The organism is Arthrobacter sp. P1_B9 (assembly GCF_056406495.1).
Map to the genome: position 1 here is coordinate 85,327 of NZ_JBFUAA010000001.1, position 18,253 is coordinate 103,579.

At 67.5% G+C, this 18,253-nt stretch carries 10 protein-coding genes; 8 read left to right on the top strand and 2 right to left on the bottom strand.

The window, feature by feature from the left end:
- Positions 1-27: 27 nt before the first annotated feature.
- Genes AC1D1A_RS00355 through AC1D1A_RS00370 form a run of 4 tightly spaced genes read left to right on the top strand, consistent with a single transcriptional unit; the run spans position 28 to position 8,417 of the window.
- Positions 28-672, top strand: coding sequence for a CpaB family protein (locus AC1D1A_RS00355; protein ID WP_230008166.1), 645 nt, complete (start codon positions 28-30; stop codon positions 670-672).
- Positions 669-1,988, top strand: a complete 1,320-nt coding sequence (locus AC1D1A_RS00360) for a CpaE/TadZ family protein (protein WP_476947061.1) — start codon at positions 669-671, stop codon at positions 1,986-1,988. Before AC1D1A_RS00355 ends, AC1D1A_RS00360 begins: the two co-directional genes overlap by 4 nt.
- 57 nt (positions 1,989-2,045) lie before the next feature.
- Entirely contained in the window at positions 2,046-6,911 is a 4,866-nt protein-coding gene (locus AC1D1A_RS00365) for an NAD-glutamate dehydrogenase (RefSeq protein WP_476946877.1), read from the top strand.
- A 36-nt stretch (positions 6,912-6,947) separates the two neighbouring features.
- Positions 6,948-8,417, top strand: coding sequence for a sensor histidine kinase (locus AC1D1A_RS00370; protein ID WP_223916150.1), 1,470 nt, complete (start codon positions 6,948-6,950; stop codon positions 8,415-8,417).
- 153 nt (positions 8,418-8,570) lie between these two features.
- Here the strand turns inward: AC1D1A_RS00370 and AC1D1A_RS00375 are convergent, their stop codons facing one another.
- Entirely contained in the window at positions 8,571-8,819 is a 249-nt protein-coding gene (locus AC1D1A_RS00375; protein ID WP_003804966.1) for a WhiB family transcriptional regulator, read from the bottom strand.
- A 404-nt stretch (positions 8,820-9,223) separates the two neighbouring features.
- On the opposite strand from AC1D1A_RS00375, the gene AC1D1A_RS00380 reads away from it, so the two are divergent.
- The gene (locus AC1D1A_RS00380; RefSeq protein ID WP_476858874.1) at positions 9,224-9,619 is read left to right on the top strand and encodes a hypothetical protein; all 396 of its coding nucleotides are present in this window, start codon (positions 9,224-9,226) and stop codon (positions 9,617-9,619) included.
- Here the strand turns inward: AC1D1A_RS00380 and AC1D1A_RS00385 are convergent.
- Positions 9,587-13,948 carry an FtsK/SpoIIIE domain-containing protein gene (locus AC1D1A_RS00385; protein ID WP_476946878.1) on the bottom strand — a complete coding sequence of 1,454 codons (4,362 nt, stop codon included), beginning with the start codon at positions 13,946-13,948 and terminating at the stop codon, positions 9,587-9,589. The two genes, AC1D1A_RS00380 and AC1D1A_RS00385, sit on opposite strands and share 33 nt — an antisense overlap.
- Positions 13,949-14,207: 259 nt before the next feature.
- On the opposite strand from AC1D1A_RS00385, the gene glf reads away from it, so the two are divergent.
- The 3 genes from glf to AC1D1A_RS00400 are packed head-to-tail and all read left to right on the top strand — an operon-like array spanning position 14,208 to position 18,253.
- Entirely contained in the window at positions 14,208-15,395 is a 1,188-nt protein-coding gene (glf, locus tag AC1D1A_RS00390; protein WP_476946879.1) for a UDP-galactopyranose mutase, read from the top strand.
- A complete protein-coding gene (locus AC1D1A_RS00395; protein WP_476946880.1) occupies positions 15,392-17,383 on the top strand; it encodes a glycosyltransferase in 1,992 nt (663 codons plus the stop codon). Before glf ends, AC1D1A_RS00395 begins: the two co-directional genes overlap by 4 nt.
- The gene (locus AC1D1A_RS00400) at positions 17,384-18,253 is read left to right on the top strand and encodes an ABC transporter permease (protein ID WP_476946881.1); all 870 of its coding nucleotides are present in this window, start codon (positions 17,384-17,386) and stop codon (positions 18,251-18,253) included.

The following is an 18,253-nucleotide window of genomic DNA, read 5'->3' on the forward strand; positions in this document are numbered from 1 at the left end:
GACGGCGACGACAGGGGGAGCGGACGCATGAGTGGAAGCGCGGCAGCCGAAGGGGCCCGTTTGAAAAGGCCGTCCTGGAAAGACCCCCGGCTCCTCGTCGGAATCCTGCTGGTCCTGGCATCCGTCGTTGGGGTGGTCTCGCTGGTCGGCGCCGCGGACCAGACCACGGAAGCGTACGCGGCGCGGGAGCCGATCGCCGTCGGCGAGACGCTGACAACCGACAAGCTGCACCGGGTCAAGGTGCGGCTCGGCGAAGTGGAACAGCACTACCTGACCCCGGAGGCCGGCCTGGATGCCGGACTTGTGGCCGTGCAGCGGATCGGCAAGGACCAGCTGCTGCCGCGTGAGAGTGTCGGGCAGCTCGACGGGCTGGACCGCAAGCCCGTGGCCGTCACCGTCGAGGAGACCCTTCCCGCCCAAGCCGTGGCGGGCTCGCGCGTGGATGTCTGGGTGGCGTTGCCGGATACCCGCAACGGCTTCAGCGAGCCCTCCCTGCTCCTCTCCGGCGCTGAAATTGCCCAGATCACCCCGGGCAGCACAGCCCTGGGCTCCTCACGTTCCACGGTGGTCATGGTGCTCGTTCCCGACGCCCAGATGCCCAAGTTGCTGGGGGCCCAGGCCAACAAAGCAAAGATCGCGGTCGTGTGGAACCCGGGCGGTACCTCGCGATGAGCATTCCCGTGGTGACTGTCGGGGACTCCCGCGATGACCTGGTCGGCGGACTGGAGCGGCTGCACGGGCCTGTGTCCGTTGTCCGGCGGTGCAGTGAGCTGGCGGAACTGCTGGCCGCCTGCCAGAGCGGGTTGGCCCGCGCCGCCGTCGTAGCGGCCGGCAGCGAAGAGCTGACGGCCTCGCTGGTGGACCGGCTGTCCGCCGTCGGCGTCGTCGTCATCGCCTTGACCGACAATCCGGAGGAAACTGTCCGCCTGCGGACCATTGGCGTGGCAGCGGAAGCCCGGGCCGTTGACGCCGCGGCCCTGGCGGCCCGGATTTCCGCAGCGGTGGCGCAGCTCAGTGGCACTGGAGAGGGCCCGGGACCGGCCGCGGGTGACGGCGCCGCGCCCGTCGCCGCCGCAGGGCAGGTGCCGCGGTCTTCCGGGGCGCACACCGTCACCGCAAGCACAGGCGCGAAGGGCCGGATCATTGCGGTCTGGGGTCCGGCCGGCGCGCCGGGCCGGACCCTGGTGGCCGCCAACATCGCGGGGGAGCTGGCCGCGGAAGGCCATTCCGTGCTGCTGGTCGACGCCGACAGCTACGGTGCCAGCGTGGCCGCCCTCCTGGGTCTGCTTGACGAGGCCGCCGGGCTGGCCCAGGCCTGCCGGCTGGCAGACCAGGGCCTGCTTGACGCCGATGCCCTGCTCAGGATCGCCACGACCGTGCCGACCAAGGCCGGCGCGCTGCGGGTGCTCACCGGGATTACGCGGGCGGACCGCTGGACGGAACTGCGCGCCGCGGCCCTCACACTGGTGCTGGAGCGGGCCCGGGAGATTGCGGATGTCACTGTGGTGGACACCGGCTTCTGCCTCGAAGCCGATGACGAGCTTGGCTTTGACAGTGGCGCGCCGCGCCGCAACGCCGCGACCCTGCGAAGCCTGGAGCTGGCCGACACGGTCTTTGCCGTCGGGGCGGCGGACTCCATCGGGGTGCCGAGGCTCGTCCGCGGCCTCGCCGAGCTTCGGGCGGCCGTCCCGCAGGCGGCGCCGCGAGTGGTCCTGAACAAAGTCAGGACCTCCGCCGTTGGGCGCTCGCCCGAACGCCAGCTGCGGGCCGCCTGGGAGCGGTACGGCCCCTCGGCGCCGTTGTCGGCGTTCCTGCCGTCCGACCCCGCGGCGAGCGACGCCGCCCTCCTGTCCGGGGCACTTTTGCTCGAATCCGCCCCTGAATCCGAGTTGAGGCACGCGATCGCCATTTTGGTTTGTGCACCTGCCCAGCGAAATAAGAAATCCTTTGTCTTTTCTTCCACAGCACGACGCCGGGCAAAGGGTTAGGGTCAACGTAAGGGCCGCAAAGAGGCGGCTGTGAACTTCTTTTATGGAGGCGTTTCGATGTCGTCTGGGTCCAGCGTGGAGGATCAGCCCGTTTCGATCGGTAGCAGCGAAAGCTACCTCGGGGATTACTACGAGCACCTCGCGGAGGAGGATTTCCGGGCCTATCCCCAGGAAGTCCTGACGGCAAGGACCGAAACCCACCGCCAGATCGCGGCGACGCGGAAGCCGGGCATCGCGAACATCGACCTTCGTGACGAGGCAGACTGCAGCGTCCTGTACATCGTCACCGACGATATGCCCTTCCTCGTGGACTCCGTCAACGCCGAGCTGGTCCGCCAGAACGCGCCCATCCACCTCGTGCTGCACCCGCTTTTCGTGGTGACCCGCAACCGGGAGACGGGCAACCTCGTCAAGGTGGCCCGCGTCCCCTCCCACCTGGGCATCTCCAGCGGTGACACGGCGGCCATGCCGAACCTCTCCCACCTGATCGCCGAGGGCGACAACGCCTCGCACATGGAATCCTGGATCGCCGTCGAGATCGACCTCGTCGGCGAGGAGAAGCGCGCGGAGCTGGTCAAGGGAATCTCCCGCGTGCTTGGCGACGTCCGCGCCGCCGTCGAAGACTGGCCGAAGATGCGCACGAAAGCCCTTGAAATTTCCGCGGATCTGGACCGGGTGGCCAACCGGGCGCAGATTGCCGAGCTGCGCCAGGCCCAGGACCTGCTCCGCTGGCTCGATGACGGGAACTTCACCTTCCTCGGCTACCGCGAATACGACCTCGTGAACGAATCCGGCGAGGATGTCCTTGAACTTCGCGAGGAAAGCGGCCTCGGCCTGCTCCGCGCCGGTGCGGACACCCGCCAGGTCCAGCACCTCACCGAGGCCGGCCGGAAGAAGGCCCGCGAGAAGCGCGCACTCGTGATCACGAAGGCGAACTCCCGCTCCACCGTGCACCGCCCGGCGTACCTGGACTACATCGGCGTTAAAAGCTTCGATGCCGCCGGCAACGTCAACGGCGAACGCCGCTTCATCGGCCTGTTCGCCACAACCGCCTACGCCGGTTCCGTCCGCGATATCCCCGTAGTCCGGGAGAAAGTCGCCGCTGTTCTCAGCGACGCCGGCTTCCCGCCGGACTCGCACTCGGGCAAGGACCTCCTCGGCATCCTTGAAACCTATCCGCGCGATGAGCTCTTCCAGATCGAAATCCCGGACCTCGCCGCCATCGCCACCGGCATCCAGCGGCTGCAGGAACGCCGCCGGACGCGGCTCTTCCTCCGCCCCGACATCTACGGCCGCTTCATGTCCGCCGTCGTCTACCTGCCCCGCGACCGCTACACCACCAACGTCCGCCTGCGCATTGAGCAGGAACTGCGGGAGACCTTCAACGCCGTCTCCATCGACTACGAGGCGCGCATGACAGAGTCCGCTCTGGCCCGCCTCTTCTTCCGGATCCGGCTGCCCAAGGACGCCGACGTCAGCAACGTCAACAGCGACGAACTGGAGAAGCGGCTGGTCCGGGCCGCCCGTTCCTGGGGTGAAGGCATTTCCGAAGTTCTGCGCGCCCGCGGCGACGGCGGCACCAAGGAGGACGGCGCCAAGGAACTGGCAGCGGTCTGGGCCGAGGCGTTCCCGGCCGGATACCGGGTGGACTACGAGATCGAAGACGCGCTGCAGGACATCGACCGCTTCGAAAAGTACGGTGCCGCGGCCGAACGGGCCGGCGAAGCCGTCAAGGAGCACCCCGGCGTCCACGTGTACCTCCCCGACGGCGCCGGAGCCACACTGGAAGAGGACGCCCGGGTCAAGCTGTACATGCTGGAGCCGAAGAGCCTGAGCCAGATCCTGCCGTACTTCCACAACCTCGGCCTCGAGGTCCTGGACGAACGCCCGTTCGAGATCGAGACCGCGGATCACCGGGACTTCTTCCTCTACGACCTCGGCCTCAAGTACCCCGCCGGCGTGGATCCCCAAGCCACCGGCCAGCTACTGGGCGAGTTCTTCGGCGCCGCCGTGACCGGCGCCGTGGAATCCGACAGCTTCGACCGGCTGGTACTGCGGGAGGGCATGCACTGGCGCCAGGTTGTCGTACTGCGCGCTTACGCCAAGTACATGCGGCAAATGGGCAACACCAACTCCTTCGGATTCCTGGCTGACACCCTGCTGGCGAACCCGGACGTCACCCGGGGACTCAGCGCCCTGTTCACAGCGCGGTTCGACCCGGCGCTCAGCGACTCCGACCGCGTGCTCAGGGAGGTAGAGGTCCTCGCCGGACTGGATGCAGCGATCGAGCAGGTCGCGACCCTCGATGCCGACCGCCTGCTGCGCACGTTCAAGAACCTGATCCAGGCCACGCTCCGCACGAACTACTTCCAGAACAAGCCCCACCTGAGCTTCAAACTGGATCCGTCCCTGATCGAGGGCCTGCCCTTCCCGCGGCCGATGTTCGAGATCTGGGTCTACTCGCCCCGGGTCGAGGGCGTGCACCTGCGCTTCGGCAAGGTGGCCCGCGGCGGCCTGCGCTGGTCGGACCGGCGCGAGGACTTCCGCACTGAAATCCTGGGCCTGGTGAAGGCGCAGACCGTCAAGAACGCCGTCATTGTTCCGACGGGCGCCAAGGGCGGCTTCTACGCCAAGCAGCTCCCGGACCCCGCCGCAGACCGCAGCGCCTGGATGGCCGAAGGTGTTGAGAGCTACAAAACGTTCATCCGCGGACTCCTGGACATCACGGACAACCTGATCGTGACGCCCGAGGGCGAAACCGTCCGGCCCCCGGCCGACGTCGTGCGCCATGACGACGACGATTCCTACCTTGTGGTCGCGGCCGACAAGGGTACGGCGTCATTCTCCGACATCGCCAACGGACTGGCCGGCGAATACGGGTTCTGGCTCGGCGACGCCTTCGCCTCCGGCGGCTCCGTCGGCTACGACCACAAGGCCATGGGCATCACCGCCCGCGGCGCGTGGGAGTCGGTCAAGCGCCACTTCAGCGAACTGGACCTCGACACCCAGGCCGAGCCCTTCACCGTGGTGGGCGTCGGCGACATGTCCGGCGACGTGTTCGGCAACGGCATGCTGCTCTCCAAGCACATCCGCCTGCTGGCTGCCTTCGACCACCGGCACATTTTCCTCGACCCCACCCCTAACGAGGCAACGTCCTACGCGGAACGCCAGCGGCTCTTCGAACTGCCCCGGTCCTCCTGGGATGACTACGACAAATCGCTCATCAGCGAAGGCGGCGGCGTCTTTGCCCGGCAGGCCAAGTCGATCCCCGTGTCCGCGCAGATCCGGACCGCCCTCGGCCTCCCGGAGGGCACCACAGAACTCAGCCCGCCGGAGCTCCTGCGCGCCATCCTCCTCGCCCCGGCCGACCTGCTCTACAACGGCGGCATCGGCACCTACGTCAAGGCCAGCACCGAAACGAATGCCGAGGTCGGCGACAAGGCCAATGACGCCATCCGCGTTGACGGCCGCGAACTGCGGGTCAAGGTGGTTGGGGAAGGCGGAAACCTCGGGATGACCCAGCGCGGACGCATCGAGGCCGCGCTGCAGGGCGTCATCCTCAACACGGACGCGATCGACAACTCGGCCGGCGTCGACTGCTCGGACCACGAGGTCAACATCAAGATCTTCGTGGACCGGATGGTGGCGGCAGGCAAGCTTGAGCCCGCCGAGCGTGCGGACTTCCTGGCTTCCATGACCGACGAGGTCGGCCGGCTGGTGCTCGAGGACAACATCGACCAGAACATCCTTCTCCTCAACGACCGGATGCGGGTCTCCGAATGGAGCCCGAGCTACGAACGGCTGATGGACTGGCTGGAAAAGTCGGCGGACCTCAAGCGGGACCTCGAGGCCCTGCCCACCACGGACACGCTGCGCGAGCGCCTGGAACAGGGCCAGGGGCTGACCTCCCCGGAGCTGTCGGTCCTGGCCGCCTACGCCAAGATCGAACTTGCCACCGCTTTGCGCGACAGCGACCTCGCCGATGACCCGTGGTTCCGCATGACGCTGCGGGCCTACTTCCCGGAGCAGCTGCGGGAGAGGTTCGACGCCGAACTGGACACCCACCCGCTGCGCCGGGAGATCATCGCGACCGTGGTTGCCAACGACATGATCAACCTCGGCGGCATCACCTTCGCGTTCCGTGCCATCGAGGAAACCTCGGCCACGGAGGCCGCCGTCGCCAAGGCGTTCGTGGCCCTCCGCGAGGTCTACGAGCTCGACATCATGGTCAAGGAACTCAACGAACTGACGGCGTCGTTCCCGACCGAACACTGGAGCACCGTCCACCTGGACATCCGGCGGCTGCTGGACCGCGCCGTCCGGTGGCTCCTCGGCCAGGGGTCGGCGTCCCGTCCGATCGCCGAGATCGTGGCCGAATTCAAACCGCTGATGGATCCCATGCGGGCCCGGCTGCTCGACTACCTCCGGGGTGACGACCGCGCCCGCGTGGCCGAATGGCTGGAGAAGGCGCGCAGCTGGGACCTTCCGGAAGACCTGGCACACCGCTGGGCGGAACTGTTCGAGAGCTTCGTGCTCCTGGACATCGCCAAGATCGTCCACGGCAGCAAGGAATCCGTGGCCGATATTGCCCACGTGTACTACACGGTCTTCAACCGCTTCCATGCAGATTCCCTGCTCGAACGCATCACCAAGCTGCCGAGGGAGGACCGCTGGCAGGCCCTGGCCCGCGCAGCCCTGCGCGATGACCTCTACTCCACCGTCTCGGACATGACGACGGCGGTGCTCGAGTGCACGCCGGCCGGGACTCCCGCCGAGGAGCGTCTTGCGGTCTGGGAGGGCCAGAACGCGGAGCAGCTGGGCCGGGCGAAGTCAATGTTTGATGAGGTCAATGCGCTCGAGGCCGATGACATGGCCTCACTGTCGGTAGCATTGAGGCTCTTGAGGTCAATCGTCCGACGCTAAGGGGCTGCCGTCCCTGGCGTCGCAAATGGAGGTGCTGTGGCAATCTTTACGGACCCAATCAGGGAACATGCTGATTTTGGCCCGGGGGATGCCGAATGGCTGCATCTCCTGGTCGGCGACTGGCAGATGGTCGCCGACCTCGCGTTCGCCGACCTGGCCCTGTGGTTTCCGCACCCGGAGTTCGGTTATGTGGCACTGGCCCACGTCCGCCCCTCCACCACGCACACGGTGTTCCACGCCGACTTCGTGGGGGAGGGGATCCGGTCGGACCTGCAGCCGCTGGTCGACAAGGCGTGGGAAAGCCGCGCGATCGAACGCTCCAACGAGACCAACTGGAGCAGCGACATGGCCCTGCGGGTCGAGGCGGTCCCGATGGTCCGCAACGGCCGCACCCTGGCGATCGTGACCTCCCATATGGACCTGTCGAGTTCGCGGATGCCCTCGCGGCTCGAGCTAACGTACCGGCAATGCGCCTACGATTTGCTGCGCATGGGAACCCTGGGCCTGTGGCCGGACTTCGCGTCGCCCACAGGCTCGCGCCGCGGCGCGCCGCGTGTGGGGGACGGTCTGATCAGGCTCGACGCCGAGGGGATCGTGCAGTATGCCAGCCCCAACGGGGTCTCCGCGTTCCGCCGCCTCGGCGACGGCGAGTCCCTCGAGGGCCGGTCCCTCGCCGAGGTCACTGCCGGGCTTCTGCGGGACCGGCGCATGGTCGATGAAACCCTGCCGCTCGTCGTCACGGGCCGGATGCCGTGGCGCAGCGAAATCGAGTCGCGCGGCGTGAGTCTTTCGCTGCGCGCGATCCCGCTGCGCGACGAGCAGCAGCGGTTCGGCGCCCTGGTCCTGTGCCGGGACGTCTCGGAGCTGCGCCGCCGGGAGATGGAGCTGGTCACCAAGGACGCCACGATCCGCGAGATCCATCACCGGGTGAAAAACAACCTGCAGACTGTCGCCGCCCTCTTGCGGATGCAGTCGCGGCGCATGGTCAGCGACGAGGCCAAACAGGGGCTCGAGCAGGCCATGCGGCGGGTGGCGACCATTGCCCTCGTGCATGAGACGCTCTCGCAGGGCCTGACCCAGAGCGTTGATTTTGACGAGCTCATCGGCCGCCAGTTCCGGCTCTCTGCCGAGGTCGCCTCGCCCTCGCAGCAGGTCAAGACACAGCGTTCCGGCCTCTTCGGCGACCTGCCGAGCGACTTCGCCACCCCGTTGGCCCTGGTCATCAACGAGCTGGTCACGAACGCGGTCGAGCACGGGCTGGAGGGGCGCACCGGTACTGTCTGGCTTATCGCCGACCGGTCGGAGAGCGAGGACGGGGATGAACTTCTCACCGTGACGGTGGAGGACGACGGCGTCGGACTGCCGGACACGCCGTACGTCGAGGGCCTGGGCCTGCAGATTGTCCGCACGCTGGTCATGAGTGAACTCGGTGGCACTATCCACTGGCAGGGAAGGGACGGCGGGGGAACCGCAGTCCAGATTGTCCTGAGCCTGACGCCGCGCTGACAGCCTGACGCCGCGCTGATGCCGGGCGCACCGCAGGCTCCGGGTGCACCGGCTTAAACGGACAATGGCCGCGGACCTGTGGGTCCGCGGCCATTGCTGCAGGGTCGTGCGATCGTTGCCGGCACCGTAGCTATCGGTGCTTGGGCAGCAGAATCAGGAAGCGCGCCGTGCCCGTGCTGCGCGGCGCTTGAGGGCGCGGCGCTCGTCCTCGCTCATCCCGCCCCACACTCCGGCATCCTGGCCGGACTCCAATGCCCACTGCAGGCAGGTGTCCACGACCGGGCAGCGCCGGCAAACACTTTTCGCTTCCTCGATCTGCAGGAGGGCAGGGCCGGTGTTTCCTACGGGGAAGAACAGCTCCGGGTCCTTGTCAAGGCAGGCTGCGCGGTTACGCCAATCCATGCTGATCAGTCACTCCATTCCTGGGAACTCGTTAAATGCCTTTGTGAAATTATTCACTAGAGGCTTCATAAGAAAAGGGCCCATTGGGGCCCCCTCGGTCATCTGGATTAAGCGTGTCATGTTAACGCTGTGTAAACAAGGGGTAATAGAGGCCAAGATGCCTCGAGACCGTGAGCGATGCATCACATTCAGTGGCGGCGTCCTCACATCTAGACGACTATGTCCGGTAGTGTGCCAGTGTGTCAAGGCCCCCTGTGAACCCTGAAGATCCCCGTGAAAATGCCGGCGAAAACCCCGGTGAGAATCCCCGCGAAAACCCCGGTGAGAGTCTCCCTGAAAATGCCGGCGGGCCTCCCGAAGCAAATTCGCTGCCGAATCCGGGCGAAGCCCCTGGCAGTGGCCTTGTGCGGCCTCGGGGAATTGTTGTCATCGCCGTGATCGTGGCACTGGAAGCCACGGCGCTGCTCGTGGCTGCCGTCTGGTACGGGACCCAGCTTCTGACCGGGGCGCCGGTACTCTCTTTTTGGGGTGCCGTCTTTACGCTCTGCCTGCTGCTGGCCTTCTCCGTGTGGCTCTTTGCCGTCGCACGCTTCCTGCTGCGGGGGTTCCGCTGGCCGCGGGCCGGTGCCCTGGTGGCCCAAATCTTTGTGCTGACCGTTGGCTTCCCCACCCTGACCGGCGGCTATCCGTTGGCCGGACTGGCCATGCTGATCCCCGCTGTGACGGCGATCGTGCTTCTGTTCGACAAGCGGGTCATAGCGTTCGCCTCACGGGCTGCCGGAGCCCCTCCCGCCCTGTAGAGGTCCGTCCCGTGCGGCGTGCCGCCCGGGGGAGATGTGGTCCGGGCCGCCGTTGGCGCGGAGGAGTGCCGCCCGGCCGGCCGGGCGGAGCGCAGCCAGCTGGACCGGCGTCGCGCGGCCGTCGGAAATGACGACGGCGCGTCCCGGCGGAGGACTGTGCTCCGGTTCGAACCGGACCCCGAACGGCTCACTGTCCATGAGCCCGCGCGGACGTATGAGGACCGCCCGCCCCTGGCCGCGCGCGATGGCAGCGAGATCCACCCGGTGCCCAAAGCCCGGGCCAAATCCTGCCGTGAGGATCACCCTCCAGCCCAGGCTGTTCAGGGACGCCAAGGCCCTGTTGGCCTCGGGTGAGAGCAGATCGGCGTCGTCAGCGAGCGCAATCGCTGTCCGGTCCAAGGTGCCCGCGAGCGCGCTGGCGTGGAGCCCGGACCAGTACTGGCCGGGAGCGGTTCCCGGCCGCGGCGCGAGCCAGGCGCAAGCAGGGTTCATCCCCGGCAGCGCAGCCAGCAGCGTGCTTTTCCCCGAGCAGGGGCCGCCGAGGACCGCGAGAACGCCGCCGGAGGGCAACTGGATCCCCTGCGGCCGCAGTTCGTCCCCGCCGACCCCGAGGACCAAAGCAACCGCCGGGACTGGGACATCCGCCGGGCCGGGCATGGCGCCGGGCGCGGCAGCAGGCGCCGGAATCCTCTGCCCTGGACCGGAGCCGCACCGGGCCAGCACCTCGTCCACGGTCACCGACCCGGGCAGCGCGTCCACCCGGAAGGGCCTCGTTGAAACGGCCCCACTCGTGGGACGCAGCCCGTCCGCGGCCGCTGGTTCGAACAGCTGGGCCGCATGCCCGGTCGCCACAGGCGCGGGAACAAAAGCGCCGAACACGGCCACGCGGCCGGGGAGAGGCTCCAGCGCGGGAAGCCGCGGCCATGCAAGGCGGCCTTCGTCGGTAGAGCCTAAAGGGAAGAAAATCCGGTTGGGCAGGCCAGCGAAGAACCTCGCGGTCACGAGCTCACGCCCGCCGGAGACGAGGACAGTGATCCCTGCCCGGGAACCGTCCCGCACGATGTCATGAACGAGGTCTTCTGCCCAGGCCAGCGGCCCGGACCGGAATGCCGAAACCCAGGCGCCCCAGCCGCTGACCACCAGGACCAGCCCGGGCCGCGGCCGGCCCGCAGGCGCACCGAGCCGTGACGTGGCTTCTTCGGCAATCCGCCGCAGCACCCTGGCAGCCCGGCGCACTTCGTGCAGGCCGGCTACGGCGCCGACCCGGGATTCCGCTGCGGCGCCGCTGAAAGCGCCGGCGGCGTCAAGTATGTACAGGTGCGACTCCACCCTGCCGGCCAGAAGCTGATCAACTGCGAGGGCCAATACTCGGTCCCCGGCACCTGCTTCAGCGCCGACAAGGCCCAGATGCCCATGCCCGGCGGGACTCCAGCCCAGCTCCGTGACGCGTTGGAGTTCCGGCAGGTCCACCCGCCCCAGCCGGACCATGTCCCGCCCGGCGTGCCCGGAACCTGGGTGCGGCAGCAGGGCCGGCAGCGGATCTGCCACCGGCCGGCGGGGCCTTCGTGTGCCGAGACCCTGCCACACGGCCGCAGCGGCGTCGATCAACGCCGCCGCCCCCTGCGCCGGAGTCAAGGCCGGAGCCAGCGCCGGAGCCGGAACCGGTGCCGGGGCCGCAGCCAGCGCCGGAGCCGGAACCGGTGCCAGGGCCGCGCCGTCGTCTGCTTCGCGTCCGGCGGAGCCGCCGGCCCGGAAACCGGCGGCTGCCGGTGGCCGGGTCAGCTCGTCCGTGGCCGTGAGAACCGTGACCGTCCCGTCTGACCGCGGGTCGGCCCGGGGCGTCAGGGTGGCTGTCTGGAATTCCTCCGGAGCTTGTGCACCGCGGACCAGGAACGCCCGCCCGGGGCGTGCGATGGGAATCGCGGCCGCGAGCCCAGAGCCCATAACGTCGAAGGATTCGGGGCCGGACTGGACCCGGAGCGCGATGCAGGTGGTGACATTGGCCCTGATGTCGGCGTTCAGGGCTCCCTGCGGGCGCTGGGTGGCCATGATGAGGTGGATCCCCAGTGACCGGCCGATGGCGGCAATCCTCATAAGTTCGGTGAGGGCGCCGGGCGCTTCGTCCACCAGGATCCTGAACTCGTCAACGATGATGACCAGAGAGGGGACGGGTGGTCCGGCGGCCGGTGACGCCTCGTAGGCCGCGAGATCCGGGGCATTGGCCCGGGCGAACAGTTCCTCCCTCCGGCGGACCTCGGCCCGCAGGGAAACCAATGTGCGCTCCACCTGCGCAGCGCCCAGATCGGTCAGCATGCCGACGCAGTGCGGGAGGCCGGTGAGCGGGCCCAAGCCGGAGCCGCCCTTGAAATCTATGAAGAGCAAGTTGAGCCGGTCAGGCGGATGGCTGGCCGCGAGGCCGGCAGCAAGAGTCCGCAACAACTCCGACTTTCCGGAACCAGTGGTCCCCGCGACCAGGACGTGCGGACCGTCAGCCTTCAGGTCGATCCGCACGGCACCCCGGGCCGCCACGCCGACGGGCGTACCCAGCCCGGCCTCCGCGCCGCTCCGGGACCAGCGCCGGGAGATGTCCTCTGCCGCGAGGGGAAGGACATCGGCCAGGCTGCAATGCCGGGGGATAGCCGGCGGGGGAGCCGGCGGCGTACGCCGTGCGGCGCTGAACCCACGGCAAAAGCGATCAAAGACCTCGGCCGGGACCAGATCCGGCACGAAGTCCACGGGCGGGGACCCAACCCTGATCAGGGCGCCGCGCCGGCCGAGGACAATGCCGGGGTGTACGCCGGGACCGGGCTCCGGCGAGCACTCGATCACCCTCCACCCATGCGCCGCCGCCATTGCCCTGAATGCCGGGCCGGCGCCAGCAGCGCCTGGACCGGGCGCGGCGCCTGACTGCGCCGGAGTGTCCCAAAGAATGAGGACGCCGCGGTCAAATCCCCCGCCATGACCCGGAGGACCGCCGGGACCGCCGGGATCGCCTGGGCCGCCGGGAGCGCCTGGACCGTCGGGAGCGGCGGAACCGGCGGCCAGCACGGCCGCAGTGGTGGCGTCATTCGCGGACAGTGTGACGCCGGGCAGGAAGCGCGCCGGCAACGGCACCGTGTCCGCAGGGCCATGCAGCAGCAGTCGGGTGCTGTCCGCCAGGGGATAGGCGGCCAATTGCAGGATGAACGAGCGCATCAGTCCGGCCGTCGCGGGCGCGGGGCCGTGGACGGTCACCACCGCCGGGACCGGGTCCAAGGTCAGGGGCCCCTGGCCGAGCGACGGTGGCCGAAAGCCGGCGTCGGGTGGTTCGGGCCGGATATTCGCGCTCTGTTCCGCCAGCCCGAGCCGCAGGCAGATGTCCGGCGGCTCCCCGCCAGGCGCACGGGCTGCCGGGGGCACCGCAGCCGCGCAACCAATGGTCAGGTCAGCCGCGGAAGGTGCGGCGTGCCGGCGTCGTTCCCTGTCCTGCAGGGCGGCCTCCGCCACAGCGGCCTGGAACTCGCGACGCTGGCGGCGGCCCGAGAGGAACGGGACCAGGACGGACACGCCAGAGACTGCGGTGAAGGCCAGGAACATCCACATGCCGGTGAGAAATGCCATGCCGACGCCGACCAGGAGCGGCAGCACCGCGGCCAGCGCCATGGCGGCCCGGTGGCCTTGGGCGGCGGTGCCGCGGACAACCAGCGGCGCGGCAACGCTGGAGCCTGCCAGCACCGTCACGGCGTCCGGGGCAGCACGGGGCACGCCCGATGGCCCGAGCCGGAGCGAGATAGTGGAATCGCCGCAGCGGATCGAGGACGCCGTGGTCACCGGGGCCGTTCGCACGCTCCGGCCATCGACGCTGGTGCCGTTCGCACTGCCGAAGTCCATGATCGTGACGTCCGAGTCCCCGACGTCCAGGCGCGCGTGCTCCCGGGAGAGCGCGGCATCAGGGATCACGACCTCGGTGCCCCCGCGTCCGATCCGGAAGCTTCCCCGCCGCAGGGCGACCAGCGTGCCCGCGCCGGGACCGCTGTCCACGGCGAGCAGCAACGTGGCAGTGTGCCGTCGGCCCGGCCCGGAGCTGAATCCCGCACCCGATCCCTTCACGAGCCCAGCACCCTCAACCAGCACAGCACCCTGGACCAGGGGAGGCACGCCAACGGTCATGGCGGCGACCGGCGCTCCCCGGACCGACAGCTCACCGGTCCCGTAACGCCGGGCGACGGCGGCCTCCAGGTCCGCGCCAGTGCACAAGTCGGGGACCTCGACGGACAGCTCAATGAGCTGCCCGTCCGGCGTCGAACCGGACGGGAGGGTGCAACGTGCGAGAGTGCAGTGGAAGATCATCGGGGGCATCCTTTCCTGCGTGGCGGCCCAGGTTCGACGTTAGGGACGCCTCTGCCCGGCCGCGCCCGGGAAATTGCTCCATGTGGATAAACGGAGGCGGCCCGGACAAGGGCCAGACGGCTCCGCTCTCGCTCCCGGCGCGGGCCGGACGAAGCCCGCGCAGCGGGGGCCGGGCGCCGACTGCAATGGAGCCTCGGGTAGGCTAGAGCAGCAGACAATGCGCAACATTGGGCTGCCCGCATTCGAATCAGGAGAGTTTGTGACCGCTGACCTCGTCATCGTAGGGTCGGGCTTCTTCGGCCTGACAATCGCAGAACAGGCCGCCACGGAGCTGGGCTTGAAGGTAGTCGTCATCGACCGCCGCCACCACATCGGCGGCAATGCCTACAGCGAAAAGGAAGAGCAGACCGGCATCGAGGTGCACCGCTACGGTGCACACCTTTTCCACACTTCCAACGACCGTGTGTGGGAGTACGTGAACCGCTTCACCACGTTTACGAACTACGTCCACAAGGTGTACGGCGTGCACAAGGGCGAGGTCTACTCCCTGCCCATCAACCTGGCCACGATCAACCAGTTCTTCCGGGCCAACCTCACCCCCGGGCAGGCCCAGGAACTGATCAAGGATCAGGCCGGCGAACTGGCCGGCACCGATCCGCAGAACCTGAACGACAAGGGCATCCAGCTGATCGGCCGCCCGCTCTACGAGGCGTTCATCAAGCACTACACCGGCAAGCAGTGGCAGACGGATCCCAAAGACCTGCCCGCGGGCATCATTTCCCGCCTTCCCGTCCGGTACAACTACGACAACCGCTACTTCAACGACAAGTACGAGGGCCTGCCGACCAACGGCTACACGGCCTGGATCGAAAAGATGGCCGAGCACCCGAACATCGAGGTCCGGCTGAACACTGACTTCTTCGACGAGTCGCACGAGTACAGCAAAAACAAGGTCGTCGGCAACATCCCGGTCATCTACACCGGCCCTGTTGACCGCTACTTCGATTACGCCGAAGGCGATCTCTCCTGGCGCACGATCGACTTCGAAGAGGAAGTCCTCGACGTCGGCGATTTCCAGGGCACCTCAGTGATTAACTACAACGACGACGACGTGCCGTTCACACGCATCATCGAGCCGCGCCACTTCCACCCGGAACGCGACTACCAGACGGAGAAGACCGTCATCATGCGCGAATTCTCCCGCGCAGCGGAGAAGGGCGACGAGCCCTATTACCCGATCAATACCGCCGCGGACCGGGATCGGCTGCTCAAGTACCGGGACCTCGCGGCAGCCGAGAAGGATGTCCTCTTCGGCGGACGCCTCGGCACGTACAAGTACCTGGACATGCACATGGCCATCGGCTCTGCCCTGACCATGTTCGAGAACAAGATCCGGCCGCATTTCGAGGCCGGCGCCACGATTGAAAGCGGAGGAGTGGACGCATGAGCGCCGCTGAAACGACACAGGCCTGGAACCCGATTCAGCGGGTCATCCTGCCATCGACCGACCAGACCGACACCGTACCCCTCTATGTTGACGCCGGCACCGCCAGCGGCATCCGGCTGCGCGAGAACGACGAATTCGCACGCACCCCGAAGCTGCTCGAGGACAAGCTGCAGATGTTCAGCTCCGAGAGCCGGGTAGCTCACTTCGAGGACCTCCTCGGAAGGCACTCCATGCGGGTGCGCTCCGGCGAGCAGCTCTCGTTCGGCACCTACTTCAACGCCTTCCCGGCGAGCTACTGGCGCCGGTGGACCTCGGTTCGGGACGTCCGCCTGGTGGTGGAGACCAGCGGTCCGGGAACGGTCACGGTCTACAAGTCGAACGCCCGCGGATCGGTCCAGCGCGTGGACGGCAAACACGTCGACGGCGACGCTACCTCCACGTTCGAACTCTCGCTCAAGCCCTTCGGCGACGGCGGCTGGTACTGGTTTGACCTGGCCGCCAGCACAGGGGACCTGGTCCTGAAGAACGGCGCGTGGGAGGCTACAGGCGGTCCCACGACCAAGGGCCAGGTGACCCTCGAAATCACCACCATGAACAAGCCCGACTTCTGCCTGAACAACGCCCGGATCCTGGCGGATAACCCGGACGTCCTTGAAAACGTCAAGGAAATCCTGATCGTGGACCAGGGCACCCAGAAGGTCGAGGACCAGGAGGGCTTCGCCGCCGTCCGGGACGCCCTCGGCGGCAAGCTCCGGGTCATCAACCAGGCAAACCTCGGCGGCTCCGGAGGCTTCGCGCGCGGCATGTTCGAGGCTGTCGAAAACGGCAGTGACTACGCCCTGCTGCTCGACGACGACATCGTCGTCGAACCTGAAAGCATCGTGCGGCTCCTGGCATTCGCCGACCACTGCCGCAAGCCGACGATTGTCGGCGGGCACATGTTCGACCTCTACAACCGCAGCGTCCTGCACACCTTCGGCGAGGTCGTTGACCCCTACCGGATCGTCCCGGCCCTGCCCCACGCCGACATGGAAACGCGGCACGATTTCAGCGTCTCGAACCTGCGCCAGACGCCGTGGCTGCACCGCCGCGTGGACGTTGACTACAACGGCTGGTGGATGTGCCTGATCCCCACGAAGGTGATCCAGGAAATCGGGCTGTCCCTGCCGCTGTTCATCAAATGGGACGACGCCGAATACGGGCTGCGCGCCCGGGAAGCCGGCTTTGCCACTGTCTCAATGCCGGGTGCCGCCGTTTGGCACGTGTCCTGGATCGACAAGGACGACCTCGTCGGCTGGCAGGCCTACTTCCACGCACGCAACCGGCTGATCACGACGCTGATCCACAGCCCGTACCCCAAGGGCGGCCGTGTGCTGCGCGAATCTTTCCAGTCCGACGTCAAGCACCTCGTCTCGATGCAGTACTTCACCGAACACGGCCGGATCGACGCGCTGCGCGACCTCCTGAACGGACCCGACGACCTCCACAAGGTGCTCGGCACCAAGCTGCCGGAAATCAATGCCCTGAAGGCGCAGTACCCGGACGCCCAGCTGAAGGAAGACGTCGATGATTTCCCGGCGCCAAAGATCGGCCGCGGACCGATGGGCGGGACCGTAGTGGGGCTGCCCAGCAAGAAGCAGCTCATCCCGTGGGGCATCAAGACCGTGGCGCGCCAGCTCATCAAGGCGCCGGGACCGGAAAGCGCCGAAAGGCCCCAGGGCTACCTGGCCCACCGGGACAACCGGTGGTACCGGGTGGCGCACTATGACAGCGTTGTGGTCTCCAACGCGGAGGGCACCGGCGCCTCGTGGTACCAGCGCGACCCAAAGAAGCTGAAAGCGATGCTGACAGAGGCGACCATGCTGCACGCGAAGCTGTTCCGGGAATGGGACAGCCTTGCCGAGCAGTACCGCCGCGCGGTGACCGAGATCAGCTCGATCGACGCGTGGAAGAAGACGTTCGAGGCGAATTCCGAGGACGGAAGGTAGATGGCTGGTCAAACCGACCAGCTGATCAAGCCCGGAACCGGGCACGGGCTGCTGGACGTCTACGGCGACCGCTTCCTGCTGAAGCTGCTGGTGCGCAAGGAAATCAAGGTGCGCTACCGCGGCTCGGTGCTGGGCCTGCTGTGGTCCTACGTAAAGCCGCTCGTACAGTTCCTGATCTACTTCGTGGCGCTGGGCATCTTCCTGAACCTGCAGCGGGGAACGCCGAACTATGCGATCTATCTGTTCTCCGGTATTGTCCTGGTCAATTTCTTCACGGAATCGCTGTCCAACGCCACCCGCTCGATTGTGGACAACCGTGACCTGATCCGGAAGATCTACCTGCCCCGGGAACTGTTCCCGGTGGCCACCGTGTGGGTGTCGGCAGCGCACTTCCTGCCCCAGCTGCTGGTGCTGGTCGGCGCATGCCTCGTGGTGGGGTGGGCGCCAACGCTGCTGCAGCTCGCCGCGGTGGTCCTGATCTTCGTCATGGTGGCCGTCCTGGGCACGGGCCTCGGCCTGCTGTTCGGCGCCATCAACGTCTATTTCCGCGACTCCGAAAACATCGTGGACATGATCGTCATGGTGGTCACGTGGGCCTCACCTGTCCTCTACCTCTGGTCCATGGTCCAAAAGGTGATGGGTGACTGGTTCTGGATCTACCAGCTGAACCCGATGACGGTCGCCGTCGAGGTCTTCCACTGGGCCTTCTGGGAACCGACGCTCAAGGCGGACCAGATGGTCAACGACGCCTCACCGCCGGGCATGCTGACACTCTGGCTGCCCGTCGCCCTGCTGATCACGCTGGCCGTGCTGTTCCTCGGGCAGTGGACGTTCCGCCGGCTTGCCGTCCACTTCGCACAGGAGCTTTGA